Here is a 24,738-nt window from a genome sequence, read left to right on the forward strand (position 1 = left end):
CACTGAGGAGACCGACATGTCGTTCGGAGAGACCCCGATCACCGTCATCGGCAACCTGACCGCCGACCCGGAACTCAAGTTCACCGACAACGGATCCGCCCTGGCCAAGTTCACCGTCGCCGCAACCCCGCGCACCTATGACAAGGACTCTGGGCAGTGGCGTGACGGCACGTCGACGTTCTTCCGCTGCGCCGCCTGGCGCACCCTCGCGGAGCACATCGCCGAGTCCCTGACGAAGGGCTCCCGCGTCGTGGTGTCCGGCCGGATCCGCCAGCACAACTGGCAGACCCCCGAGGGCGAGAACCGCTCCATGCTCGCCCTGGAAGTCGACGACATCGGCGCGTCCCTGCGCTTCACCACCGTCGCCATCAACGGCAAGCAGCCCCGGCCCACGTCCAACGACGCCTGGAGCACCGGATCCGGCCCGACCACCGCCGAGGCCGGCACCGAGCCCCCGTTCTAGCTGTGCCAAGGGCGGCCCCCGTCTCGCCAAAGCCTAGGGCCGCCCTTGCCTGCCAGCACTTCTCACAGAACTGGAGACATCCAGCATGACGCAACCCACCCCCATCGGGCGAGCCTGCCCCCGGTCGCACTTACCTGGGCGGGCCGCCACATGAACGAACCCTTGACGATGGACCTCCAACACCAGCACCTGTTCGCCGCCGCCCTGGACTGCGCAGAGCGCGGCTGGCCCGTCATCCCCCTGCACCCGCGCGCCAAACGGCCCGCCGGACACCCCGAGCGCTCCTGCCCCCGCACGGGGCGCTGCGCGCGCGGGCACCGGACCCCCGAGCAGCGGGCCACGACCGACCCGGGACTCATCCACGCCGCATGGGCCCACCACCCCTACAACGTGGGGATCGCGACGGGTCCGGCCAGTCTGCTGGTCATCGATCTGGACATGGCGAAACCGCAAGAGCCAAAAGGAGCGCCTGACGGCGCCACTTCCTTACGGGCGCTCTGCGAGCGCGCCGGCCAGAGCATCCCGGCCACCTACCAGGTGCGGACACCCAGCGGAGGCCACCACCTGTACTTCACCGCCCCGCCCGGGGCGCGGCTGAAGTGCAGCGTCGACCGCCTGGGGCGGCACATCGACACCCGCGCGTGGGGCGGCTACGTCGTCGCCCCAGGCAGCACCACACCCGAGGGCGTGTACGAGGTCACCGAGGCTGCGCCCGTCGCCGCGCTCCCGCGGTGGCTCGCCGCGCTGCTGCTGGACGCACCAAAACCCGCGGCACCGCCCGCCATCAAGCCGGTGCGGGACGGCACACGGGCCGCACAGACCGCTCTCGACCGCGAATGCGCGGTCGTCCAGGCCGCCCAGCAGGGAGGCGAGAGCGGCCGCAACGCCACCCTGCATCGCAGCACGTGCAAGGTGGCCCGGTTCGTCGCCTGGGGACACATCTCCCGCCACACAGTCGAAGAGGCAATCCAGGCGGCGGGGGAGTCGACCGGACTGTCCGCGGCCGAGTGCCGCACCACCATCCGCAGCGCCATGGAATGGATCCTCGCCCACGCCACACCACAGGCGACCGCATGAGCGCCCCCAACTCCCCCCACCTGGATTGCCCTAACTCCACCGCCAAAGCCCGCCAGCACGCCAACCGGACCGCGCCCCACCCGGCCGTGGTGCGGCCGAAGGGCGACGCCGAAGGCGTCCGAAAAGCTCTTCGCCCTGACCCGCGGTCGCACGACGGGCGTTACGCGGTGGCGTGGCTGCACATCCGCGCACCCCACGGCGCCACCCCCACCGCCACATCGACGTGCGCGTGCGGCAGGGACCGCAGCGCCGTCGGCCGCACGAAAGTACTCGCCCTGATCGCCGACCACACCGCCCACCGCGACACCTGCCCGCTGCGCAACCCCCAGGAAGGGAGGAACGCCGCATGAGCAACACCGACGCACCCACACAGCCCATCGACGGCGCCGCCGTGCTGGACGACGTGGAAGCATTCCACCGCCGCTTCAACGTCTTCCCCACCGAGGCCGCCTACGTCGCCGTCACCCTGTGGGACGCCCACGCCCACCTCATCGACGCGCTCGACGGCACCGCACGGCTCGCGTTCCTCTCCCCGGAACCGGGCTCGGGCAAGTCCCGCGCCCTGGAGATCGTCGAAACCCTCACCCCCCGCGCCGCGACCACGGTCAACGCCTCCCCCAACGCCCTGTTCCGGCTGGTAGAGGCAGCCGAGGGCCCTCCGACCCTCCTCTTCGACGAGATCGACACCGTGTTCGGCCCCAAAGCCGGGGACAACGAGCCCGTACGCGGCTTCCTCAACTCCGGATACCGGCGCGGCGCCAAATCCCTGCGCTGCGTCGGCGACGGCTCCAACCAGACCGCGGGATGGTTCTCATCCTTCTGCGCCGTCGCCATGGCCGGGCTCGGCTCCCTGCCCGACACGATCCTCACCCGCTCGATCATCATCCGCATGCGCAAGCGCGCCCCCAACGAGAAGGTCGAGCCCTACCGCCGGCGCATCCACGAAAGGGAGGGCAACGCGCTGCGCGACCGGCTCGCCGAATGGGCCGACACCGTTCGCGACGACGTCGCAGACGCCTGGCCGGTCATGCCCGAAGGGGTATCCGACCGCCCCGCCGACGTGTGGGAGCCCCTACTCGCCGTCGCGGACGCCGCTGGCGGGCACTGGCCCACGCGGGCCCGCGCCGCCTGCCTGGAGCTGGTCCACACGGCGCAGGACGACGAGGCAGCGTCCCTCGGCGTTCGACTGCTTACTGATCTGCGGGACGCGGTGTTCCGGGGCGCCGACCGGATGCCCACCGCGACCATCCTGGAGCGGCTGTTGAGTCTGGATGACGCCCCGTGGGGCGATCTGGACGACAAGCCCATCAACTCCCGGGTCCTGGCGAAGTTGCTCGGGCAGTACGTCACCGCGGCGAACAAGCCGATCAAGCCGCGCGGGGTCCGGGTCGGCTCCGACACCCCGAAGGGCTACTACGCGGAGGACCTCGCCGACGCGTGGAAGCGGTACTGCCCCCCACCCCCCGGAAAGTCCGCAACAGCCGCAACATCCGCCACACCGCAGGTCAGCAGGGGTGAAACTGTGGCGGATCCGCTTCCTGACATCCGCCACACGCCCCCGGAACCCGCCACGCGCCCGCTCAAGGTCGCCGGCTGACCAGCCCGGATTCACCGGTGCCGCCACGCGCCCGCGTGGCGGCACATATCCGCCACACAACCGCCAGCCGCCACAAATCCAGGCCGCTGACCAGCGGTGTTGCGGTGTGGCGGATGTTGCGGACGTAGGAGCAGGGGCCGTCGCGCCCTCGACTCCCGCCGAGGAGGCATGCACCGATGAGTACCGCCACGCCACCCATCGAACCCCTTCTCTACACCCCCGAGGAAGCCGCGAAAGCACTTCGGATCGGCCGCTCCACGGTCTACGAGCTGATGGCCGAGGGAGCCCTGCCGTACACCAAGCGCGGTCGGTCTCGCCGCATAAAGCGGTGCGACCTGGAGGCGTACGTCATGGACCTCCCGCACGAGGCCATCCACGCCAGCTAGCAGCCACAGCGAGAGGTGGGCCCGCGCGATCCGCGCGGGCCCACCTCTGTATGGAGGAACACGTGGGTCCCCGCAAGCCGAACATGGAGTCGACCATCTACCTGGGCAGTGACGGTTGGTGGCACGGTCGCGTCACGATGGGCGTCAAGGACGACGGCAGCCCGGACCGGCGCCATCGGAGGGCCAGGACGGAACCCGAAGTGCGCCGGAAGGTCAGGGAGCTGGAGAAGCTCAGGGACGAGAAGCGCGCGCCGAAGGCCGGCCGCATCCCCACCGTGGCTCAGTGGATGGAGACGTACCTGACCACCATCGCGAGCCTGAAGCTCAAGCCGCGCTCGCTGGACGACTACTGGTCCAAGACGCGCAACGACATCGTCCCGGGCGTCGGAGGGCACCGTCTGGACAAGCTCCAGCCGGAGCACTTGGAGCGGATGTATGCGGCCATGCTCGCGGAAGGTCACGCACCGTCCCATGTACTCAAAGTGCACCGCATCCTGTCGCGGGCCCTCAAGATCGCGCACCGGCGCAGGGTGATCGGGGAGAACGTCGCCACGCTCGTAGACCCTCCGTCCGTCGACGAAACCGAGGCGAATCCCTTCACGAAGGAGCAGGCCAAAGCCTTTTTGGAGGCTGCCGCAAAGCGGCCGACCTTCATGCGGTGGACCGTCGGCGTCGGCATGGGCTTCCGGCAGGGGGAGACCCTTGGGCTGCGGTGGCCGTACGTCGACCTCGAACAGGAGCTCTTTCATCCCCGCTGGCAGCTTCAGCGCCTCACCTGGCGCCATGGCTGCTCAGACCCGCATGCCTGCGGCGATCGCCTTCACAGGTTCGAGCCGTGTCCGCCCGGCTGCACGGCGCACACGAGGTACAAGCGTGGCTGCCCCAAACCGTGTACGAAGACCTGCAAGAGGCATGCCAGCGCGTGCCCGCAGCGCAAGGGCGGGGGTCTGGTCTTCACCCGGCCCAAGACCAAGAAGAGCTGGGAACCCGTGCCTATCCCGCCGCCCTTCATCCCGTACCTGCGCGAGCACAAGGCGCAGCAGGACGAGGACCGGGCCACGGCCGGCGCAGCGTGGCAGGAGTGCGGGGCGGTCTTCACTCGGCCGGACGGTCGGCCGCTCGACCCCCGGCAGGACTGGGCGGAATTCAAGGAGCTGCTTGAGGAGGCCGGCATCAGTGACCGGCGTCTCTACGACGGCAGCCGACACACGGCCGGCACGATCCTGAATGAGCTGGGCGTGGACATGCCCACGATCATGGAGATCCTCCGGCATACGCAGATCAGTCAGACCCGCCGGTACGTCAAGGGACGGTCGTCGCTCTCCAAGGACGCCATGCGCCGGATGGGGGACGCCTTCATGCCGTCGTCGAGACCCACCACTGAGACCAGAACTGAGACCGAGGACACCCGATCGGCACGCGCCCGCCGTCGCAGACGCATCTGGTAAAAGCAAAAGCCCCAGGTCACGGCGAGTGAGTCCTGGGGCTTCTACGGAGCCGCCTTCGGGATTCGAACCCGAGACCTACGCATTACGAGTGCGTTGCTCTGGCCAACTGAGCTAAGGCGGCAAGCTGCCGGAGCCGGGATCGGCATCAGCAGCGCGGCCAAGTCTACACAGGTTCCAGGGGTGCTCCGTACACGGTGGGCCGGAGGGGAGAGCTGCAGGTCAGGAGCACTTCTGGGAGGCCGGGGGCGGGGTGGAGGTGAGGAGGTAGCGGTTGATCGCGGTGTCCACGCAGGCGCTGCCGCGGGTGTAGGCGGTGTGGCCGTCGCCGTCGTAGGTCAGGAGCCGGCCGGAGGAGAGCTGGGCGGCGAGGGCGCGGGCCCAGGGGTACGGGGTGGCGGGGTCGCGGGTGGTGCCGACGACGAGGATGGGGCCGGCGCCCGGGGCCGGGATGCGGTGCGGACGGCCGGTGGCCGGGACGGGCCAGTATCCGCAGGACAGGGCCGCCCAGGCGAGGCTCGCGCCGAAGACGGGGGACGCCTTCTCGAAGGCGGGGACGGCCCGGCGGACGTCGGCGGGGCTGCGGAAGGCCGGTGGGAGGTCGAGGCAGTTCACCGCGGCGTTGGCGTACATCAGGTTGGCGTAGCGGCCGGCGCCCGAGCGCTCGTAGTAGGCGTCGGAGAGCCGCAGCAGCGGGGCGCCGTCGCCCCTCGTCGCGGAGCGCAGGGCGGCGCGCAGCAGGCCCCAGGCCGACTCGTCGTACATGGCGGAGATCACACCCGTGGTGGCCAGGCTCTCGGTCAGCCGGCGGGGCCTCGTGGCGGGCAGGGGCTTGGCGTCGAGCTGCTTGAAGAGCGCGGTCAGGCGCTCCCCCGCGGCCGTGGCGTTCGTGGTGCCCAGCGGGCAGTCCCTGCGTTTGACGCAGTCCTCGGCGAAGGAGGTGAACGCGGTCTGGAAGCCGGCGGTCTGGTCGCGGTTGACGCGCTGGGCGTCGAGCGAGGGGTCGAGGGCGCCGTCGAGGACGAGCCGGCCGACACGGCCCGGGAAGAGCCCGGCGTAGGTGGCGCCGAGGAACGTGCCGTAGGACGCGCCGACGTACGTCAGCTTGTCGTCGTCCAGGGCCGCGCGCAGGACGTCCATGTCGCGGGCGGCCTCGATGGTCGAGACGTGGCCGAGGAGCTTGCCGGAGCGGCCGGCGCACCCTTCCGCGAACTTGATGTAGGTGTCGACCAGTTCACCGACCTCCCCGGCGTTGTCGGGGGTCTGGTCGACCTGGGTGTAGGCGTCCATGTCGGCGTCGGACAGGCAGGTGATCGGTTCGCTGGCGGCCACGCCGCGCGGGTCCATCGCCACCATGTCGTACCGGGCGCGGACGGTGGCGGGATAGCCGAGGGCCGCGTACTGCTGGAGATAGCCGATCGCCGAGCCGCCCGGCCCGCCCGGATTGACCATCAGGGAGCCGAGGCGCTTGCCGGAGCCGGTCGCCTTCTTGCGGGAGACCGCGAGCTTGACGTCGTCGGCCGCCCGTGGCTTGTCGTAGTCCAGCGGCGCGATCAGCGTGGCGCACTCGAAGCCGGACGTGCCGCAGGGGCGCCAGGTCAGCTTCTGTTTGTAGTACGGGCGCAGGGCGGCCGGCACCGCGGCGGGCAGCGGGGCCAGGGTGTCGGCGACGGCGGTGGAGTCCGGGGAGGCGGGCGCGGAGGAGTACGGGATGCGGGCGGCGCCGATCCTGCTCAGTCGCGCGGCGATGTCCCAGGGCCGGGCGTCACCGCGGTCCGGTGCCGGACGCCCTGCCGCGGATGCCCGGGGGGAGGCAGCTTCCAGGGCGCAGCCGGAGATCAGCAGGGCCGCGGTCGCGACGACGGCGCCGGAGGTGCGGAGCAGACGGCTGGTGTCCATCGGCTGGTCCCTCTACGTGAGTGGACGGGCATGGCGTGTGCGGGGGCCTCGGACGCACGGAAACCTGCGGTCATCACAGGCAGTTACGGAAAAGGACGATGCCCGGACGGAGCGTATCCGGAGGGGTATATGCCGTGGCCAGCCACTGGGCCTCATTGGCCTCGTATGAGTGAGAGGGCGTAACCGTGGGGGACTTGGCGCGTAGGCGACGCTGGGCCGTGTCCGGCGGGTCGTGTGAGCGGTCGGCTGCGGGGCCTTGTCGTCCGCACCACCGCTGCGCGGTGGCGTCCTCAAGCGCCGACGGGCTGCTGTGTTGTGTCCTCAAACGCCAGACAGGCTGCTGTGTTGTGTCCTCAAACGCCGGACAGGCTGCTGTGCTGTGTCCTCAACCGCCGGACAGGCTGAAGCGGCTGAGCCCGGGCCGAATCAGGCCCGTTGGGGGCACCCCCAGCGGTAGCTGGGGGAGATTGAGGACGCGCCCGCAGGGCGCCCGCCGCCGCAGGCGGCAAAGAAACGGCCCGCAGCCGGAGATCCGCCGGACGCCGCCTAACCGGCCCGCAGCGACACCGTCATGGCCTCGACCGCGAGCAGCGGCGCCACGTTCCGGTCGAGGGCCCGGCGGCACTCGATGATCGCCTCGATCCGGCGCAGCGTCCCTTCGGGTCTCGATCCGGAGGCGATGCGCTGGAGGGCGTCGTGCGCGTCCGTGTTGGCGATCGGCACGCGCGAGCCGAGCTGTATCGCCAGGACGTCGCGGTAGAAGCCGGTGAGCTCGACGAGGGCGAGGTCGAGGCTGTCGCGCTGGGTGCGGGTGCTGCGGCGCTTCTGACGGTCCTGGAGCTCCTTCATGGCACCCGCGGTGCCGCGCGGGAGCCGGCCGCCGGTGCCGGCCGCGGCGCCGAGCGCGGCGCGCATCTCCTCGGTCTCCTTGGTGTCGACCTCTTCGGCGACCTGCTTGGCGTCCTCGGCCGCGGCGTCGATGAGCTCCTGCGCGGCCTTCAGGCAGCCGCCGATGTCGTCGACGCGCAGCGGCAGCCGCAGGACGGCCGCGCGGCGGGAGCGGGCGCGCTCGTCCGTGGCGAGCCGGCGGGCCCGGCCGATGTGGCCCTGGGTGGCCCGCGCCGACTGGGCGGCGAGCTCGGGCTCGATGCCGTCGCGGCGGACGAGGATGTCCGCGACCGCGTCGACGGGCGGCGTCCGCAGGGTCAGGAGGCGGCAGCGCGACCGGATCGTCGGCAGCACGTCCTCCAGCGACGGCGTGCACAGGAGCCACACGGTGCGCGGCGCGGGCTCCTCGACGGCCTTGAGGAGGACGTTGCCGGCGCCTTCGGTCAGGCGGTCGGCGTCCTCCATGACGATGACCTGCCAGCGGCCGCCGGCCGGGGAGAGCTGGGCCCGGCGGACCAGGTCGCGGGTCTCCTTCACACCGATCGACAGCTGGTCCGTGCGAACGATCTCGACGTCCGCGTGGGTGCCGACGAGGCTGGTGTGGCAGCCGTCGCAGAAACCGCAGCCGGGGGCGGCCCCGTGGGCGCGGTCGGGGCTGTTGCACTGCAGGGCCGCGGCGAAGGCACGGGCCGCGGTGGCCCGGCCGGAGCCGGGCGGACCGGTGAACAGCCAGGCATGCGTCATCGACCCGCCGCCGGGCGCCGCCGGCGCTCCGGCGGGCGAGGGAGAGGCCGCGGCCGTCACCAGCGCGTCCGCGTCGCGCGCGGCAGCGGAGAGCTGCTCCGTCACCCGGTCCTGGCCGACCAGGTCGTCCCACACCGCCATGGCTGTCCTCCGCGCTGGTTGTCCTGCGATTACCCATTGTGGGACACGGCACTGACAACGAACGCCGCGAAGGTGATCCGGGGGCCGCGCTGCTGCCGGCCGTCGGCCTGCCCGCGAAGCGGCCCAGAGGCGGCCCACGAAGCGGCCCACGAGCCGGTCCGCGGACCGGGACCGTACACCAGCCCCCGCATGAGTGAGGGCCGCGGATCCGAACGCTCGGATCCGCGGCCCTCCTCGTGGCCGTCCGCCATCAGCCCTTGCGGCGGCCTCCGCTGTCCCCGTCGCCGTCGCCGTCCCGGCCGTTCTCCCGGTCGGCACCACGGGGGTCGTCCCCTCGGGGGCCGAGGAGCTCGTCCGCGAGGGTGGGGGCGTCGTCCGCCCAGCCCGGGCGGTTACGGGCCCCGCGGCCGGCCGCGCCGGACGGGTCCTCGCCCAGCTGCGGCAGCTCGCGCGTGATCTCGCTGTCGGAATCGGCCGGTGCCGGAGCGGACCCGGCGTCCTCGGGCCGGAACAGCCAGTGCGGCACCCGCTCCGTCGGGTTGGCCGGGCGCTCGACGCGGCGGGGCCGCGCGGGGTCGGAACCGGCACCGGACCGCTCGGGCCGCTCGGACGGCACGGGCGGCAGCACGGCCGTCTCTTCGGCGTCACCGGAAGCGGATACCGGGCCCGACGGCGGCTCCTCGCCCCGTACGGGCGGGAGGACCGCGGTCTCGTCGGCGTCGCCGGCGGACTCCGCCCGTACCGGCGGCAGCACCTCCGTCTCGCCCTCGGTGCCCGGCGCGGCCGGCGCCGGCTGCGGGAGCACCGTCGTCTCCTCGGAGTCCGAGGCGTCCGCGGGCCGCTGCTTCTCCATGCCCCACGTGATCCGCGGCGGCCGCGGCCGCTCGATCGCGACCGGCGGCAGCACCGTCGTCTCTTCCTCAGGGCTCGCGGGCGCGACGCGCGAAACGGTGCGCGGGTCGATCCGCGGCCGTTCGACCGTCGGCGTCCGGTCCACGGTGCGCGGATCGGGCCGGCCGAGGACCGGCTTGCGCAGGGTCCGCGTGTCGTCCGAGGCGGAGGATTCGCCGGAACCAGCGCCGGATCCGGCATCGGAACCGCCGTCGGAACCGCCATCCCCCGGCTCGGGCTTCCGGAACGACGGCCGCTCGACCGTCGGCGCCTCACTGGACCCACCAGGCTCACCGACACCGGCACCGCCACCAGCACCGGCAGCAGCCGAAGCCGCGGCCTGCGCCTCGGCAGCCGCCTGCGCCGCCGCGACCCGCGCCTCCTCCGCCCGCAGCAGCGCCTCCTCCGCCTTGCGCTGCCTCTCCAGGCGCCGCTCCTCGGCCTCGGCCCGCAGCCGGGCCTCCTCCTCGGCCTGCTTGCGGAGCCGTTCCTGCTCGGCGGCGCGGGTGCGTTCCTCCGCCTCGCGGCGCTTGCGCTCCTCCTCCGCCAGGCGGCGCGCCTCCTCGGCCCGCTGCCGGGCCTCCTCCGCGAGACGCTCCTCCTCGCGCCGGCGGGCCTCCTCCAGCTCGCGGCGCTTGCGCTCCTCTTCCTCCGCGCGCAGCTTGGCGAGCATGGCCTGGCGCTCGCGCTCCAGCCGCTCCTCCTCCGCCTTGCGGGCGGCCTCCTCCTCGGCGCGGCGGCGTGCCTCCTCCTCGGCGGCCTTGCGGGCCTGCTCGCGGCGCTCGATCTCGGCCTCGGAGAGCGGGAGGAGCTGGTCGAGGCGGTGGCGTACGACCGTGGAGACGGCCTCGGGCTCCTGGCCGGCGTCCACGACGAGGTACCGCGACGGGTCCGCCGCGGCCAGGGTCAGGAAGCCGGTCCGTACGCGCTGGTGGAACTCCGCGGGCTCGGACTCCAGGCGGTCGGGCGCCTCGGTGAACCGTTCACGCGCGGTCTCGGGCGAGACGTCGAGCAGCACCGTCAGGTGCGGGACGAGCCCGGCGGTGGCCCAGCGCGAGATGCGGGCGATCTCGGTGGGCGACAGGTCGCGGCCGGCGCCCTGGTAGGCGACGGAGGAGTCGATGTAGCGGTCGGTGATGACGACCGCGCCGCGCTCCAGGGCGGGGCGGACGACGGAGTCGACGTGCTGCGCGCGGTCGGCCGCGTACAGCAGGGCCTCGGCGCGGTCGGACAGACCGGCGGAGCCGACGTCCAGGAGGATGGCGCGCAGCCGCTTGCCGATGGCGGTCGCGCCGGGCTCGCGGGTGACCACGACCTCGTGGCCCTTGGCGCGGATCCAGTCGGCGACCGCCTGGACCTGGGTGGACTTGCCGGCACCGTCGCCGCCCTCGAAGGCGATGAAGAATCCGGTTCCCGAGAGTGCCTGCTCGGGGTCGCCGCCGCGCAGGACGTCCATCAGGTCGCGGCGGAACGGCACGCCGTGGCGGTCGTCGGTCTTGCCGAGGACGATCGCGCCGACGGGCAGCAGCAGCGCGCCGACGAGCATCAGCGTGAACGCCGCGCCGCCGTGGGCGAAGACGAAGCTGCCGCTCTCCAGGCGGTGCGGTCCGATGGCGGCGGCGAGCAGGGGCGCCACGACCGCGCCGAGGGCCGCGCTGACGCGGACGACGGCGTGCAGGTGGTCGGTCGTACGGGCCCGGCGGCTCTCCTCGGTCTCCTGGTCGAGCAGGGCGTGACCGGTGTTGGCGACGACGCCGGCGCCGATGCCCGCCAGGAGGATGAGCAGGAGGACGGTCGTCGGGTCGGGCACCAGCCCGGCGGCCAGCAGGGTGAGACCGGTCAGGGCGAGGGCGAGGGCGAGCAGCCGGCGGCGGGAGAAGCCGGGCAGGATCTTGCGGGCGCTGCGGATGCCGATGACCGGGCCGCCGCCGAGGGCGAGCACCAGCAGCCCGAAGGCCACCGGGCCGCCGCCGAGGTCGACGGCCTGGAGCGCGGCGACACCGACGGCCGAGGCGATCGCGCCGGCGACGGCGGCGCAGGCGAGGACGAGCACCGGGATCGCGCCCGTGCGGCCCGTGTCGGGTCCCTGGGTGGGCGTCTTGGGGCGGCGCAGTCCCTCAAGGGGGGAGCGCACGCGGGGCGACCGCGCGCCGGGGAGTTCCAGGGCGTAGAGGATCGCGACGGAGGTCGCGAACAGGCCGGCGGCGAGGAAGGAGCCCATCGCCACCTGGTGCTCGTGGAACCAGTCGATGCCGGAGCCGAACAGATTGCTGACGAGTGTGATGACGACGAGGGCCGCCGCGGCGGCGGGCAGCGTGACGAAGTTCGTCCGCAGCGAGAGCCGGCGCAGCGCGTCGTAGTGGTCCGGTAGCGGCCGTACGCTCGCGCCCTCGGCGGGCGGTGCGGGCAGCAGCGCGGGGGCCGCGCCGTCCTTGGCGACGGTCCAGAAGCGTTCGGCGACGCCCAGGAGGAAGGCCGAGACCAGCAGCAGGGCGGACGCTCTGGACTCGGTCCAGTCGATCCACAGGGGGGCGGCGACCAGCAGGGCGAAGCGGACGCCGTCCGCGCCGATCATGGTCCAGCGGCGGTCGAGCGGTCCGGCCGGCGCGATGAGCGAGGCGACCGGGCCGAGCAGGACGGCGCCGAAGATCAGGGTCGCGAGCAGCCGCGTGCCGAGGACCGCGGCGACCGCGAGGGCGGCACCGCGGTAGCCGCCGCCGAACGCCCCGGTCACGACGGACGCCTGGAGCGACAGCGCCAGGAGGACCAGGAGGGCGAGGGAGTCCCCGACCCCGCCGACGACCTGGGCGCTCCACAGCCGCCGGAGCGGGGGGATGCGCAGCAGGGCGCGTACGGCGCGCTCGCGGGAATCCGCGGCTAGGGCGCCGGATGTGGGGGTTTCCACCGTTGGCTGCTCGGCTCGCGTCATCCTGCCAGCCTATCCGGAGTGGCCGCCCATCAACCGCCGCCCCGAACGCGCACGCGAGTCCTGGACCTGGGGGTCGGCCGCTCACGCGACCGCTCGTGCGACCGCTGCGACTGATGTGCGCCGTGGCTCACACGAAAGAGGGCAGAGCGCCGGATTCCGGTCTCTGCCCTCTTTCACGTGCTCGCACCCGCGGAACGCCCGTATCCGGGCCGGTCCGCGGCTCTCCACTCCGCCGCGCCCGTGCCCGGGCCGGCCCGCGGCTCTACTCCGCCGCGGCCGCCGACGCCTTCGTCGCGGCGGTCTTCTTCGCCGCCGTGGCCTTCTTCGCGGTCGTCGTCTTCTTGGCGGCCGTCTTCTTCGCGGCGGTCTTCTTGGCCGTCGCCTTCTTGGCGGTCGTCGTCTTCTTCGCCGCCGTGGCCTTCTTCGCCGGCGCCTTCTTCGCGGTCTTCTTCGCCGGGGCCTTGGCGCGCTTCTCGGCGAGCAGCTCGTAGCCGCGCTCCGGAGTGATGGTCTCGACGTCGTCGTCACGGCGCAGCGTGGCGTTGGTCTCGCCGTCCGTCACGTACGGGCCGAAGCGGCCGTCCTTGACCACGACCGGGCGCTCGCTGACCGGGTCGGTGCCCAGCTCCTTCAGCGGCGGCTTGGCCGCGGCGCGCCCGCGCTGCTTGGGCTGCGCGTAGATCGCGAGGGCCTCGTCGAGGGTGATGCCGAAGAGCTGGTCCTCGGTCTCCAGCGACCGCGAGTCCGTGCCCTTCTTCAGGTACGGGCCGTAGCGGCCGTTCTGCGCGGTGATCTCCACGCCTTCGGCGTCCTTGCCGACGACGCGCGGCAGCGACATCAGCTTGAGGGCGTCGTCGAGGGTGACCGTGTCGAGGGCCATGGACTTGAAGAGCGAGGCGGTGCGCGGCTTGACCGCGTTCTTGCCGGTCTTCGGGGTGCCCTCGGGCAGGACCTCGGTGACGTACGGGCCGTAGCGGCCGTCGCGGGCGATGACCTGGTGCCCGGTGGCCGGGTCCGTGCCGAGCTCGAAGTCGCCGCTCGGCTTGGCGAGCAGCTCCTCGGCGTAGGCGACGGTCAGCTCGTCGGGCGCCAGGTCGTCCGGCACGTCGGCGCGCTGATGGCCGTCGGTGTCCTTCTCGCCGCGCTCGACGTACGGGCCGTAGCGGCCGACGCGGAGCACGATGCCGTCGCCGACCGGGAAGGAGGACACCTCACGGGCGTCGATCGCGCCGAGGTCGGTGACGAGCTCCTTGAGTCCGCCGAGGTGGTCGCCGTCGCCGTTGCCGGCGTCGGCTGCGGAGGCCGGGGCGCCCTCCTCGGAGCCGAAGTAGAACCGGCGCAGCCACGGCACGGCCTGGGCCTCGCCGCGGGCGATGCGGTCGAGGTCCTCTTCCATGGAGGCGGTGAAGTCGTAGTCGACGAGCCGGCCGAAGTGCTTCTCCAGCAGGTTCACGACGGCGAAGGACAGGAAGGACGGCACGAGTGCCGTGCCCTTCTTGAAGACGTAGCCGCGGTCGAGGATCGTGCCGATGATCGACGCGTAGGTCGACGGGCGGCCGATCTCGCGCTCCTCCAGCTCCTTGACCAGCGAGGCCTCGGTGTAGCGGGCCGGGGGCTTGGTGGCGTGGCCGTCGGCGGCAATCTCCTCGGCGGTCAGCGGGTCGCCCTCGGTGACCTGCGGGAGGCGCCGCTCACGGTCGTCGAGCTCCGCGTTCGGGTCGTCGGCGCCCTCGACGTACGCCTTCATGAAGCCGTGGAAGGTGATCGTCTTGCCGGAGGCGCTGAACTCGGCGTCCCGGCCGTCGCTCGACCGGCCTGCGATCTTGACGGTGACGGAGTTGCCGGTCGCGTCCTTCATCTGGGAGGCGACGGTCCGCTTCCAGATCAGCTCGTAGAGCCGGAACTGGTCACCGGTCAGGCCGGTCTCGGCGGGAGTACGGAAACGATCACCCGACGGGCGGATCGCCTCGTGCGCCTCCTGGGCGTTCTTGACCTTGCCGGCGTACGTACGCGGCTTGTCCGGCAGGTAGTCGGCGCCGTAGAGCTGCGTGACCTGGGCGCGAGCGGCCTGGATGGCCGTCTCGGACAGGGTCGTGGAGTCCGTACGCATATAGGTGATGAAGCCGTTCTCGTACAGCTTCTGCGCCACCTGCATGGTCGCCTTCGCACCGAAGCCGAGCTTGCGCGAGGCCTCCTGCTGGAGCGTGGTCGTGCGGAACGGCGCGTACGGCGAGCGGCGGTACGGCTTGGACTCGACGGAGCGCACCGAGAACGCCGAGTCCGCGAGGGCGGCGGCGAGGGCGCGGGCGTTCGCCTCGTCCAGGTGCAGGACGGTGGAGTTGTCCTTGAGCACGCCGGTCGAACCGAAGTCGCGGCCCTGGGCCACGCGCCGGCCGTCGACGGCGGTCAGGCGGGCGGCGAAGGTGCCCGGGTCGCTGGCGTCGCCGCCGCGGCCCGTGGCGAAGCTGCCGGTCAGGTCCCAGTACTCGGCGGAGCGGAACGCGATGCGCTCGCGCTCCCGCTCGACGACGAGACGGGTGGCGACGGACTGCACCCGGCCGGCCGACAGCCGGGGCATGACCTTCTTCCACAGGACCGGCGAGACCTCGTAGCCGTAGAGGCGGTCGAGGATGCGGCGGGTCTCCTGGGCGTCGACGAGCTTCTTGTTCAGCTCGCGCGGGTTGGCGACCGCCTCGCGGATGGCGTCCTTGGTGATCTCGTGGAAGACCATCCGGCGGACGGGCACCTTGGGCTTGAGGACTTCCTGGAGGTGCCACGCGATGGCCTCGCCCTCGCGGTCCTCATCGGTGGCGAGGAAGAGCTCGTCGGACTCGGCCAGCAGCTCCTTGAGCTTCTTGACCTGGTCCTTCTTGTCGTGATTGACGACATAGATGGGCTGGAAGTCGGCATCGACGTTCACGCCGAGGCGCGCCCAGGGCTCACCCTTGTACTTGGCCGGGACCTCGGCGGCCCCGTTCGGCAGGTCACGGATGTGCCCGACGCTCGCCTCGACGACGTATCCGGGGCCAAGGTAGCCCTTGATCGTCTTCGCCTTGGCAGGCGACTCGACGATGACGAGTCGGCGGCCGCCCTGTGCGGTCTCGCTGGTCGGGGACAACTTCGCTCTTCTTCCGGTCGGCACTCGGTGTAGGCGCTGCGGTGACGCTGCGGAGTGTGACGGTACATCCCGCCCCCGTGTCAAACGGAAAAAGCCCGCAACGCCACTCGAACGGTAACCCGACAAGCGTCCTGTCTGCCGCCCGGACCGGCACACCACCGGACGGAAGGGGCCACCGGGACGCCCGGCGGCCCTGTTCCGGCCGGGAATGCGGGGTGTCGTGAACCCGACCCCCTCCGGCGTGCCGTCAGTCCGTCACCGGGAGCAGGAAGCCCTGCTCGACGAGGAGCCGGATCGCGTCCGGCGTACGGTCGCGCAGGACCACCGGATCCTCTCCGACCAGCTGCGCGATGGCGTCGAGGATGCGGCCGGCACTGAGAGAGCCGTCACACACGCCGGCGAAGCCCGCGCCCACCGTGTCGACCTTGGTGGCCCGCCGCATTCCGCGGTTCTGGCGGAGCACCACGTGCTCGGGGTCCTCGGCGCCGGGCAGCCCGACCTGCTCCTGCACGACCTCGTCGGCGAGCCGGAAGCAGGCGGCCAGCAGCGACGCGTCGTCATGGGCGCGCAGGAAGTCCTGTCGCTCGAAATGGGCCCGAACGGACGCACCGAGCGGCTGCTCGACCGGGTGGGGCCACTCCTCCATGGTGACGGAAGGCCGCTCCGAGCCCGATTTACGCAGCGTGATCCAGCCAAATCCGACGGCCTTGGTCCTGCGGGCCTCGAACTCCTCCAGCCACGCCTCGTAGCGCGCGGTGTACTGCGCCGGGTCGGCCAGGTGGTCGCCGCCGTCGCGCAGCCACAGTTCGGCGTACTGCGCGACGTCCTGCACGTCGCGCTCGACGATCCAGGCGTCGCAGCCCCGCGGCACCCAGGAGGAGAGCCGGTCGCGCCAGTCCTCTCCCTCGATGTGCTGCCAGTTGGCCAGCAGCTGGCAGTAGCCGCCGTCGTTGAGCCGGTCGGCGGCCTGCTGGACGAGGCTCCGGCAGAGGTCGTCGCCGCCCATGCCGCCGTCGCGGTAGGTCAGCCGGGCGCCGGGAGAGATGACGAACGGCGGATTCGAGACGATCAGGTCGTACGTGTCCTGGCCGGCCGGTTCGAAGAGGGAGCCCTCGCGCAGGTCGGCCTCGGGCGCGCCGGACAGGGCGAGCGTCAGGCGCGCGAAGTGCAGGGCGCGCGGGTTGAGGTCGGTGGCGGTGACCTTGGTGGCGTGCTGGGTGGCGTGCAGCGCCTGGATGCCGGAACCGGTGCCGAGGTCGAGCGCGCTCGCCACGGGCGTACGGACGGTGATGCCGGCGAGGGTGGTGGAGGCCCCGCCCACGCCGAGGACGAGCTGCGAGCGCTCGACACCGCCCGGCCCGGCGGAACCGCCCGCGATGCCGCCGGCGCCGCCGACCGCGCAGCCGAGGTCGGAGACGATCCACCAGTCCTGCCCCTCGGGGCCGCCGTAGGGGCGCACGTCGACGGTCGCGCGGACCTCGTCGCCGTCCCGGACCAGCCAGCCGTCGGCCAGGCAGTCGTCGACCGGCAGCGCCGCGGCGGCCCGCGCGTACGGGACCGGCCGCTGCAGCAGGAAGAGCCGGACCAGGGCCTCCAGCCGGCCGTCGCCCCGGGTGGCGCGCAGCGCGGGAACGGTCTCGCTGCGGGCGAGGGCGGCGTAGGCGGACGCGCCCAGCAGGTCGAGGAGGCCGTCGGCGGTGAAGGCGGCGGCCAGCAGGGCGGCGCGCAGTTTGTCGGTGCGCGCGCGGTCGGCGGTGGGAAGGAGCGTACTCACGTGACCATTGTCGGGGGCGGCACCGACAAATGACGAAAGCGCGGTGGGCGGGCGGCGCGCGACAGGGACAGCCGGGGGCGCCGGAGCCGGCGATGCGGACGTGAAGGCCCGGCGCCACGCCCGCGGGGGCGCGGCGCCGGGCGGCGCTTCTTCCCGGCTCCTACTTCTTGGTGTTCGTCGGCGTCGACTACTTCTTGGTGTTCGTCGGCGTCGGCCCGCCGGAGGTCTTCTGGCAGCCGGGCTGCTTGGCCATGGCCTTGCCGACGTCGCCGGACTGGAGCTTCTTGAGGGCCTCGTCGCTCTGGCTGCTGAGCTTGCCGATGTCCCCGCCGATGCCCTTGAGGCCGCCGGCGAACTTGGCCTTGTCACCGGTGTCGAGACCGTCGATGCGCTTCTTGAGGCCGGTGTACGCCCCGGAGAGGTCGTTGAGGGCCTTCACGGCGTTCTTCTGGCTGGTCTCGCCGTCCTTGACGGGCGGGGCGCCCGCGTTCTGCACGCTCTGCGCCAGCGCCTTGTACGCGTCCGCGTTGGCCTGGAAGGCGGCCGAGTCGGTCTGCTGGACCTTCTTGGAGTCCTCCTCCGTCTGGACGCCGGCGATGGCGTGGTTGGCGTCCTGGATCTTCTTCACCTGGGGCTGCATCTGGTCGCAGACCTTCTTGGACCAGTCGTCGAGCTTCTTGTTCCCGTTGTCGTCGCCGCCGCATCCCGTCAGTGCCAGGACGAGTGCCGCACCGCCGGACAGTGCAGCCACAAGCTTCTTGTTCACCGGATTGGTCCCTTCGATGGCTCCCGGCCCCGGAACTTACACGTCCAGGCGGTACCGCCCGAGAGCCGAGCACCCTGTACGCCCCCTTTTAAAGCCATTTGCACCAAGCCAGGCGTGGCGTTCGCCGCACCTGATCGTCCTCGTACGCCCCACCGGCGCACACAGGTGGGCGGCGCGCCCGCGCGCGCCGCCCCTCCGCACTCCTGACGTCTGACGTCCGGTCAGCGAGCTTCCACCGTCGGGTCGCCATGCCGTCAGAAAACCGCCCGTGGCGCGGACATGACCGCCGTCAGGGAACCACCGCCGTCAGGAGACCACCGCCGGGTCCACCGGTCGCGCCGCCGGTTCGGCGTTGCCGTCGTCGCCGTCGACGGCCACGCCGCGGCGCTTGGAGACGTACACCGCGCCGACGATGACGGCGATGGCCAGCACCGCGACGCCGATCCGCAGGCCCCTGTTGGCGTCGTCGCCGTAGGAGAACTTCACCACCGCCGGGGCGATCAGCAGCGCCACCAGGTTCATCACCTTCAGCAGCGGGTTGATCGCCGGGCCGGCGGTGTCCTTGAACGGGTCGCCGACCGTGTCGCCGATGACCGTCGCGGCGTGCGCCTCACTGCCCTTGCCGCCGTGGTGGCCGTCCTCGACCAGCTTCTTCGCGTTGTCCCAGGCACCACCGGAGTTGGCCAGGAAGACCGCCATCAGCGTGCCGGTGCCGATCGCGCCCGCGAGGTACGAGCCGAGCGCGCCGACGCCCAGCGAGAAGCCGACCGCGATCGGCGCCATGACGGCCAGCAGGCCGGGCGTGGCGAGTTCGCGCAGCGCGTCCTTGGTGCAGATGTCCACCACCCGCCCGTACTCCGGCTTTTCGGTGTAGTCCATGATCCCGGGGTGTTCGCGGAACTGCCGCCGCACCTCGTAGACCACCGCGCCCGCCGAGCGCGAGACGGCGTTGATGGCCAGCCCCGAGAAGAGGAAGACGACGGCGGCGCCCAGGACCAGTCCGACGAGATTGTTGGGCTGGGAGATGTCCAGGCTCAGGCCCAGCTCGCCGGACTTGGCGTGCACGTCCTCGACGGCGGTGGCGATCGCGTCGCGGTACGAGCCGAACAGCGCCGACGCGGCCAGGACCGCCGTGGCGATCGCTATGCCCTTGGTGATCGCCTTGGTGGTGTTGCCCACGGCGTCGAGGTCGGTGAGGACCTGGGCGCCCGCGCCCTGGACGTCGCCGGACATCTCGGCGATGCCCTGCGCGTTGTCGGAGACCGGGCCGAAGGTGTCCATGGCGACGATGACGCCGACGGTGGTCAGCAGGCCCGTACCGGCGAGCGCGACGGCGAACAGCGCGAGCATGATGGACGTGCCGCCGAGCAGGAACGCGCCGTAGACGCCGAGGGCGATCAGGACGGCCGAGTAGACCGCCGACTCCAGGCCGATGGAGATGCCGGCCAGGACGACGGTCGCGGGGCCGGTCAGGGAGGTCTTGCCGATGTCGCGTACGGGCCGCCGGGTGGTCTCCGTGAAGTAGCCCGTGAGCTGCTGGATGAGCGCGGCGAGGACGATGCCGATGGCCACCGCGACGAGCGCGAGGACCCGCGGGTCGCCGCCGTGGCCGCGGATGGCCTCGTCGCCGATGCCCTTCAAGTCGGCGTACGAGGACGGCAGGTAGGCGAACACCGCGACGGCCACGAGGACCAGCGAGACGACGGCCGAGATGAAGAAGCCGCGGTTGATGGCGGTCATGCCGCTGCGGTCGCTGCGGCGCGGGGCCACCGCGAAGATGCCGATCATCGCGGTGAGCACGCCGATGGCGGGGACGAGCAGCGGGAAGGCCAGGCCGGCGTCACCGAAGGCGGCCTTGCCGAGGATCAGGGCGGCGACGAGGGTCACGGCGTAGGACTCGAAGAGGTCCGCGGCCATGCCCGCGCAGTCGCCGACGTTGTCGCCCACGTTGTCGGCGATGGTGGCGGCGTTGCGCGGGTCGTCCTCGGGGATGCCCTTTTCCACCTTGCCGACCAGGTCGGCGCCGACGTCGGCGGCCTTGGTGAAGATGCCGCCTCCGACACGCATGAACATCGCCAGGAGCGCCGCGCCGAAGCCGAAGCCCTCCAGGACCTTGGGCGCGTCGGCGGCGTAGACGAGCACCACGCAGGAGGCGCCCAGCAGGCCGAGCCCGACCGTGCACATCCCGACGACGCCACCGGTACGAAAAGCGATCTTCATGGCCATGTGGGAAACGGCCGTCAGATCCTTTTCCGGCTCGCCCTCGGCGGGGGTGGCCTCGCGCGCGGCCGCGGCGACCCGCACATTGCTGCGGACCGCGAGCCACATGCCGATATAGCCGGTGGCCGCGGAGAAGAGCGCGCCGATCAGAAAGAAGACCGAACGCCCGAAGCGTTGCGACCAGTTGTCCGCCGGCAACAGCATGAGCAGGAAGAACACTCCCACGGCGAATACACCGAGGGTGCGCAACTGCCGGGCGAGATAGGCGTTCGCGCCTTCCTGCACGGCCGCGGCGATCTCTCTCATGCGCTCGGTGCCCTCACCGGCGGCGAGGACCTGCCGTACGAGCACCACGGCGACCACGAGCGCCGCGAGTGCGACGGCCCCGATCACCATGACCAGCGTGCGATTGCCTTGTGTCAGCTCGGCTGCGAGATGCTGGGTGAAGTCCACCTGTCGAGGGGTAAGGGGCCCCGCCATTCGTCCTCCTTGACGTTTGGCACATGGGCGCGCGACAGCTCCGCGAGCGCGGAACAGTCGCCACGCTCAGGCGACCTGAGCTCAAGATGGACGGATTGTAGGGAGCATGCCGAGATCAAAACAGAGCGCCGCACAGCGAAGGAGCCCGGGGCCGGTGAAGATCGAGTGAATGATCGGCCGGATAAACGATCGCGGGAGAAGATCGGAAAGCGGAGATCGCCGGTTGGAGATCGGAATGACCGCCCGTACCCATGACGCACCGATGAATTAGGCCAAACGAGTGGCGACGGCGGAGCCGGCCCCGGGCGCAGAACAGTTACGACCACCAGGGGACGGCCGACTACGCCGATGGGGGGACGCGGAGCTACGGAAGCACGGCCGCCGACGTCGTCGGCCAGCTCATCCGGATGAGGCCACCGGTCTCGTCAGCGGTCACCTCGACGTCGTCGACCAGGCCACTGATGACGGCGAGGCCCATGTCGTCCTCGGCGTCGGCGCCGCCTTCGTCCTGGGCGGGAATCGGCCGTTCCCGGCCGAGCGCGGCGGTGATCTCGGCGGGCATGGCGTGGGGCGCGTCGTCGCCCACCTCGATGGAGAACTTCTTCTCGTCCTCGGTCAGCACGACCCGCACGGGGGTGGTCACGCCATGGCTGATGTGCAGCCCGACCGCGCGCGAGCACGCCTCACCCACGGCGAGGCGCAGCTCGTCCAGGACGGCCTCGTCGACACCGGCCCGGCGCGCCACCGCGGCCGCCACCAGACGGGCGGTGCGGACGTGCTCGGGAAGGGCGCTGAAGAGCAGTTCGACGGTGGCCATGCCATCCCCCTCGGTCGCACGTGCCACCCTTCCCCTGTTCCGGAAAAGGGCGGACTCGCGAGAGGGCCGGGCCCTCGGGCCCGATACCCCCCGCGTGACAGTCTTCCGGCGGCGACCGTCAGTCGGTCGCCTGCACCGCGTCCTCGACCGAGGTGTGGATCGGGAACACCTTGGTCAGGCCGGTGATACGGAAAATCTTCAGAATGCGCTCCTGGTTGCAGACCAGGCGCAGCGAGCCCTCGTGGGCTCGCACCCGCTTGAGGCCGCCGACCAGCACGCCGAGCCCGGTGGAGTCGAGGAAGTCGACGCCCTCCATGTCCACGACGAGGTGGTAGTTGCCGTCGTTGACAAGCTCGACCAACTGCTCACGCAGCTTGGGCGCGGTGTACACATCAATCTCGCCACCGACCCGGACAACCGTACGGTCGCCTACGGTCTCGGTCGACAGGGACAGGTCCACGGATCCTCCAGCACCTTGCATCGAGCGGTCGCCCCCCATGGATCGGCAGCCGCGATGGCATTCAATCACTTACCGGCAGGCGTGCACGACGCCTTGACGCCATTGTCCGTCACGCCAGTGACACACTCGGTGTCGATGGCCAACGATCAACTCCCGCCGGACGCGGGCGTACATCCCACTCCCCGGACAGTCCTCGACCGACTGACCGCCGGGACAGACCGGGCTGCGCGCATCACTCATACGGAGCACTTGCCCCCGCGTCCGGGACGTCATGCCCCCTGGCCTGAGAAGATCCGGCCGGAAGTGGTCGACGCCATCCGGACGGCCGGCATCGAGCGCCCGTGGGCCCACCAGGCGCTCACGGCCGAGCACGCGCTGCGCGGCGAATCGGTGGTCGTGGCCACCGGCACCGCCTCCGGCAAGTCCCTCGCCTACCTCGCCCCGGTCCTCAGCGCCCTCCTGGACGGCTCCGAGGCCCCCAACGGACGCGGCACGACGGCCCTGTACCTGGCCCCCACCAAGGCCCTGGCAGCCGATCAGCGGCGTGCCGTACGCGCCCTGGCCGGCCCCCTGGGCAAGGGCATCCGGCCCGCCGTCTACGACGGCGACACACCCGTGGAGGAGCGGGAGTGGGTGCGTCAGTACGCCAATTACGCGCTCACCAACCCCGACATGCTCCACCGCTCGATCCTGCCCGCCCACCCCAAGTGGTCCTCCTTCCTGCGCGCCCTGCGCTATGTCGTCATCGACGAGTGCCACACCTACCGCGGCGTCTTCGGCTCACATGTCGCCCAGGTGCTGCGCCGCCTCCGGCGTGTCTGCGCCCGCTACGGCTCCGAACCCGTCTTCCTGCTCGCCTCCGCGACCGTCTCCGACCCGGCCACCGCCGCCACCCGGCTGACGGGCCTGCCGGTGGCCGAGATCACCGAGGACGCCTCCCCGCGCGGCGAACTGGTCTTCGCGCTCTGGGAGCCGCCGCTCACCGAGCTCCACGGCGAGAAGGGCGCCCCCGTCCGCCGTACCGCCACCGCCGAGACCGCCGACCTCCTCACCGACCTGGCCGTCCAGGGCGTACGCACCGTCGCCTTCGTCCGCTCCCGGCGCGGCGCGGAACTCGTCGCCCTGATCGCCCAGGAACGCCTCGCCGCCGTCGACCGCTCCCTCCCCTCCCGCGTGGCCGCCTACCGGGGCGGCTACCTCCCCGAGGAACGCCGCGCCATCGAGCGCGCCCTGCACTCCGGTGAGCTGCTGGGCCTCTCCGCCACCAGCGCCCTGGAACTCGGCGTCGACGTCGCCGGCCTCGACGCCGTCCTCCTCTCCGGCTACCCCGGTACGCGGGCCTCCCTGTGGCAGCAGGCCGGCCGCGCGGGCCGTACGGGCCGAGGCGCCCTCGCCGTCCTCATCGCCCGGGACGACCCGCTGGACACCTACCTCGTCCACCACCCCGAAGCGCTCTTCCGCCGACCGGTGGAGTCCACCGTCCTCGACCCGGACAACCCCTACGTCCTCGCTCCCCATCTGTGCGCCGCCGCCGCCGAGCTTCCGCTCACCGAGTCCGACCTGTCACTGTTCGGCCCCGAGACACCCGGCCTCCTCTCCCAGCTGGAGGGCCGCAAGCTGCTCCGCCGCCGGGCCGCGGCCTGGCACTGGACCCGCCGGGAGCGCGCCGTCGACCTCACCGACATCCGCGGCGGGGGCGGCCGGCCCGTCCAGGTCGTCGAGGAGGGCACCGGGCGGCTGCTGGGCACCGTGGACGCGGCCGCCGCCCACACCACCGTCCACGAGGGCGCCGTCCACCTCCACCAGGGGCGGACCTACCTCGTCCGCCACCTCGACCTGGAGGGATCGGTCGCCCTCGTCGAGCAGGCCGACCCGCCCTATTCGACGACCGCCCGCGACACCACGGCCGTCTCCATCCTGGAGACCGGTGCCGAGGTCCCCTGGGGCGACGCACGGCTGTGCTTCGGCTCCGTCGAGGTCACCAATCAGGTCGTCTCCTTCCTCCGCCGCCGGCTCATCACCGGCGAGGTCCTCGGCGAGTCCAAGCTGGATCTGCCGCCCCGTACGCTGCGCACCCGCGCCGTGTGGTGGACCGTCACCGAGGACCAGCTCGACGACGCCCGCATCGACCCCGAGGCCCTCGGCGGGGCCCTGCACGCCGCGGAACACGCCTCCATCGGCATGCTGCCGCTCTTCGCCACCTGCGACCGCTGGGACATCGGCGGCGTCTCCATCCCCCTCCATCCGGACACCCTCCTGCCGACCGTCTTCGTCTACGACGGCCACTCCGGCGGCGCCGGCTTCGCCGAACGCGCCTTCCACACCGCCGCCCGCTGGCTCACCGCCACCCGTGAGGCGATCGCCTCCTGCGAGTGCGAGTCCGGCTGCCCCTCCTGCGTCCAGTCCCCCAAGTGCGGCAACGGCAACGACCCCCTCGACAAGAAGGCCGCCATCCGCCTCCTCACCCGCCTCTTGGCAGGAGCCCCACGTGAGCCCGTCGAGGGGGGCCCTGAGGGCTACGGGGGCTCTCAGGGACCTGAGGGCTCTTAGCGGCCCAGAGGCGGTCAGAGAGCCCGGGGAGGCCCTGTGGGGACGGAGGTTGCCAACCCTCCCGGCCCGAGGTCACCGTCCAGCCGGGCGCCC

General features: G+C 72.0%; 16 protein-coding genes and 1 tRNA gene. 7 read left to right on the forward strand and 10 right to left on the reverse strand.

What is annotated here, in order from left to right; translation table 11 throughout:
- Nucleotides 1-16: 16 nt before the first annotated feature.
- From ssb to J7E86_RS05315, 6 genes are all read left to right on the forward strand, one after another.
- The gene (gene ssb / locus J7E86_RS05290) at nt 17-463 is read left to right on the forward strand and encodes a single-stranded DNA-binding protein (RefSeq protein ID WP_215080260.1); all 447 of its coding nucleotides are present in this window, start codon (nt 17-19) and stop codon (nt 461-463) included.
- Between the two features lie 150 nt (nt 464-613).
- The gene (locus J7E86_RS05295) at nt 614-1,540 is read left to right on the forward strand and encodes a bifunctional DNA primase/polymerase (RefSeq protein WP_215080262.1); all 927 of its coding nucleotides are present in this window, start codon (nt 614-616) and stop codon (nt 1,538-1,540) included.
- Nucleotides 1,537-1,890 (forward strand): hypothetical protein, encoded by a 354-nt coding sequence (locus J7E86_RS30785; protein WP_251018691.1) that lies wholly within the window; start codon nt 1,537-1,539, stop codon nt 1,888-1,890. The genes J7E86_RS05295 and J7E86_RS30785 overlap by 4 nt, the downstream gene beginning before the upstream one ends.
- Complete coding sequence (locus J7E86_RS05305) at nt 1,887-3,137, forward strand: DUF3631 domain-containing protein (protein ID WP_215080264.1); 1,251 nt, start codon at nt 1,887-1,889, stop codon at nt 3,135-3,137. Before J7E86_RS30785 ends, J7E86_RS05305 begins: the two co-directional genes overlap by 4 nt.
- A 176-nt stretch (nt 3,138-3,313) precedes the next feature.
- A complete protein-coding gene (locus tag J7E86_RS05310) occupies nt 3,314-3,523 on the forward strand; it encodes a helix-turn-helix domain-containing protein (protein WP_215080266.1) in 210 nt (69 codons plus the stop codon).
- Nucleotides 3,524-3,585: 62 nt separating this feature from the next.
- Entirely contained in the window at nt 3,586-4,971 is a 1,386-nt protein-coding gene (locus J7E86_RS05315; RefSeq protein ID WP_308312476.1) for a tyrosine-type recombinase/integrase, read from the forward strand.
- A 47-nt stretch (nt 4,972-5,018) separates the two neighbouring features.
- Here J7E86_RS05315 and J7E86_RS05320 read toward each other — a convergent pair.
- The 10 genes from J7E86_RS05320 to bldG all read right to left on the reverse strand — a co-directional run bounded on the left by J7E86_RS05320 (nt 5,019) and on the right by bldG (nt 22,095).
- Nucleotides 5,019-5,092: transfer RNA gene (locus J7E86_RS05320), tRNA-Thr, on the reverse strand.
- Between the two features lie 98 nt (nt 5,093-5,190).
- On the reverse strand, nt 5,191-6,867 hold the full coding sequence (locus J7E86_RS05325) for an alpha/beta hydrolase (RefSeq protein WP_215080269.1): 1,677 nt from the start codon (nt 6,865-6,867) through the stop codon (nt 5,191-5,193).
- Between the two features lie 546 nt (nt 6,868-7,413).
- On the reverse strand, nt 7,414-8,640 hold the full coding sequence (locus J7E86_RS05330) for a DNA polymerase III subunit delta' (protein ID WP_215080271.1): 1,227 nt from the start codon (nt 8,638-8,640) through the stop codon (nt 7,414-7,416).
- Nucleotides 8,641-8,890: 250 nt separating this feature from the next.
- Entirely contained in the window at nt 8,891-12,460 is a 3,570-nt protein-coding gene (gene tmk, locus J7E86_RS05335; protein ID WP_215080273.1) for a dTMP kinase, read from the reverse strand.
- A 262-nt stretch (nt 12,461-12,722) separates the two neighbouring features.
- Nucleotides 12,723-15,578 carry a type I DNA topoisomerase gene (gene topA, locus J7E86_RS05340; protein ID WP_215080275.1) on the reverse strand — a complete coding sequence of 952 codons (2,856 nt, stop codon included), beginning with the start codon at nt 15,576-15,578 and terminating at the stop codon, nt 12,723-12,725.
- Nucleotides 15,579-15,825: 247 nt separating this feature from the next.
- Nucleotides 15,826-17,352 (reverse strand): class I SAM-dependent methyltransferase, encoded by a 1,527-nt coding sequence (locus J7E86_RS05345; protein ID WP_215080277.1) that lies wholly within the window; start codon nt 17,350-17,352, stop codon nt 15,826-15,828.
- A gap of 187 nt (nt 17,353-17,539) precedes the next feature.
- Entirely contained in the window at nt 17,540-18,118 is a 579-nt protein-coding gene (locus J7E86_RS05350; RefSeq protein WP_215080279.1) for a small secreted protein, read from the reverse strand.
- Between the two features lie 306 nt (nt 18,119-18,424).
- Nucleotides 18,425-20,818: a sodium-translocating pyrophosphatase gene (locus tag J7E86_RS05355; RefSeq protein ID WP_215080281.1), complete on the reverse strand. Its 2,394-nt coding sequence runs from the start codon at nt 20,816-20,818 to the stop codon at nt 18,425-18,427.
- A 364-nt stretch (nt 20,819-21,182) separates the two neighbouring features.
- The gene (locus J7E86_RS05360; RefSeq protein WP_215080283.1) at nt 21,183-21,635 is read right to left on the reverse strand and encodes an ATP-binding protein; all 453 of its coding nucleotides are present in this window, start codon (nt 21,633-21,635) and stop codon (nt 21,183-21,185) included.
- A 118-nt stretch (nt 21,636-21,753) separates the two neighbouring features.
- On the reverse strand, nt 21,754-22,095 hold the full coding sequence (bldG, locus tag J7E86_RS05365; RefSeq protein ID WP_086565946.1) for an anti-sigma factor antagonist BldG: 342 nt from the start codon (nt 22,093-22,095) through the stop codon (nt 21,754-21,756).
- 54 nt (nt 22,096-22,149) lie between these two features.
- Here bldG and J7E86_RS05370 point away from each other — a divergent pair, with 54 nt between their 5' ends.
- Complete coding sequence (locus J7E86_RS05370) at nt 22,150-24,645, forward strand: DEAD/DEAH box helicase (RefSeq protein WP_215080284.1); 2,496 nt, start codon at nt 22,150-22,152, stop codon at nt 24,643-24,645.
- Nucleotides 24,646-24,738: the final 93 nt, after the last annotated feature.

Source organism: Streptomyces sp. ISL-11 (genome assembly GCF_018614525.1).
Classification (GTDB): Bacteria; Actinomycetota; Actinomycetes; order Streptomycetales; family Streptomycetaceae; genus Streptomyces.

What these genes read in the sequence shown, in the direction of transcription:
- ssb (WP_215080260.1), top strand. Translation starts at nt 17, where the DNA reads ATGTCGTTCGGAGAGACCCCGATCACCGTCATCGGCAACCTGACCGCC.
- J7E86_RS05295 (WP_215080262.1), top strand. Translation starts at nt 614, where the DNA reads ATGAACGAACCCTTGACGATGGACCTCCAACACCAGCACCTGTTCGCC.
- J7E86_RS30785 (WP_251018691.1), top strand. Translation starts at nt 1,537, where the DNA reads ATGAGCGCCCCCAACTCCCCCCACCTGGATTGCCCTAACTCCACCGCC.
- J7E86_RS05305 (WP_215080264.1), top strand. Translation starts at nt 1,887, where the DNA reads ATGAGCAACACCGACGCACCCACACAGCCCATCGACGGCGCCGCCGTG.
- J7E86_RS05310 (WP_215080266.1), top strand. Translation starts at nt 3,314, where the DNA reads ATGAGTACCGCCACGCCACCCATCGAACCCCTTCTCTACACCCCCGAG.
- J7E86_RS05325 (WP_215080269.1), bottom strand. Translation starts at nt 6,867, where the DNA reads ATGGACACCAGCCGTCTGCTCCGCACCTCCGGCGCCGTCGTCGCGACC.
- J7E86_RS05330 (WP_215080271.1), bottom strand. Translation starts at nt 8,640, where the DNA reads ATGGCGGTGTGGGACGACCTGGTCGGCCAGGACCGGGTGACGGAGCAG.
- tmk (WP_215080273.1), bottom strand. Translation starts at nt 12,460, where the DNA reads ATGACGCGAGCCGAGCAGCCAACGGTGGAAACCCCCACATCCGGCGCC.
- J7E86_RS05355 (WP_215080281.1), bottom strand. Translation starts at nt 20,818, where the DNA reads ATGGCGGGGCCCCTTACCCCTCGACAGGTGGACTTCACCCAGCATCTC.
- J7E86_RS05360 (WP_215080283.1), bottom strand. Translation starts at nt 21,635, where the DNA reads ATGGCCACCGTCGAACTGCTCTTCAGCGCCCTTCCCGAGCACGTCCGC.
- J7E86_RS05370 (WP_215080284.1), top strand. Translation starts at nt 22,150, where the DNA reads ATGGCATTCAATCACTTACCGGCAGGCGTGCACGACGCCTTGACGCCA.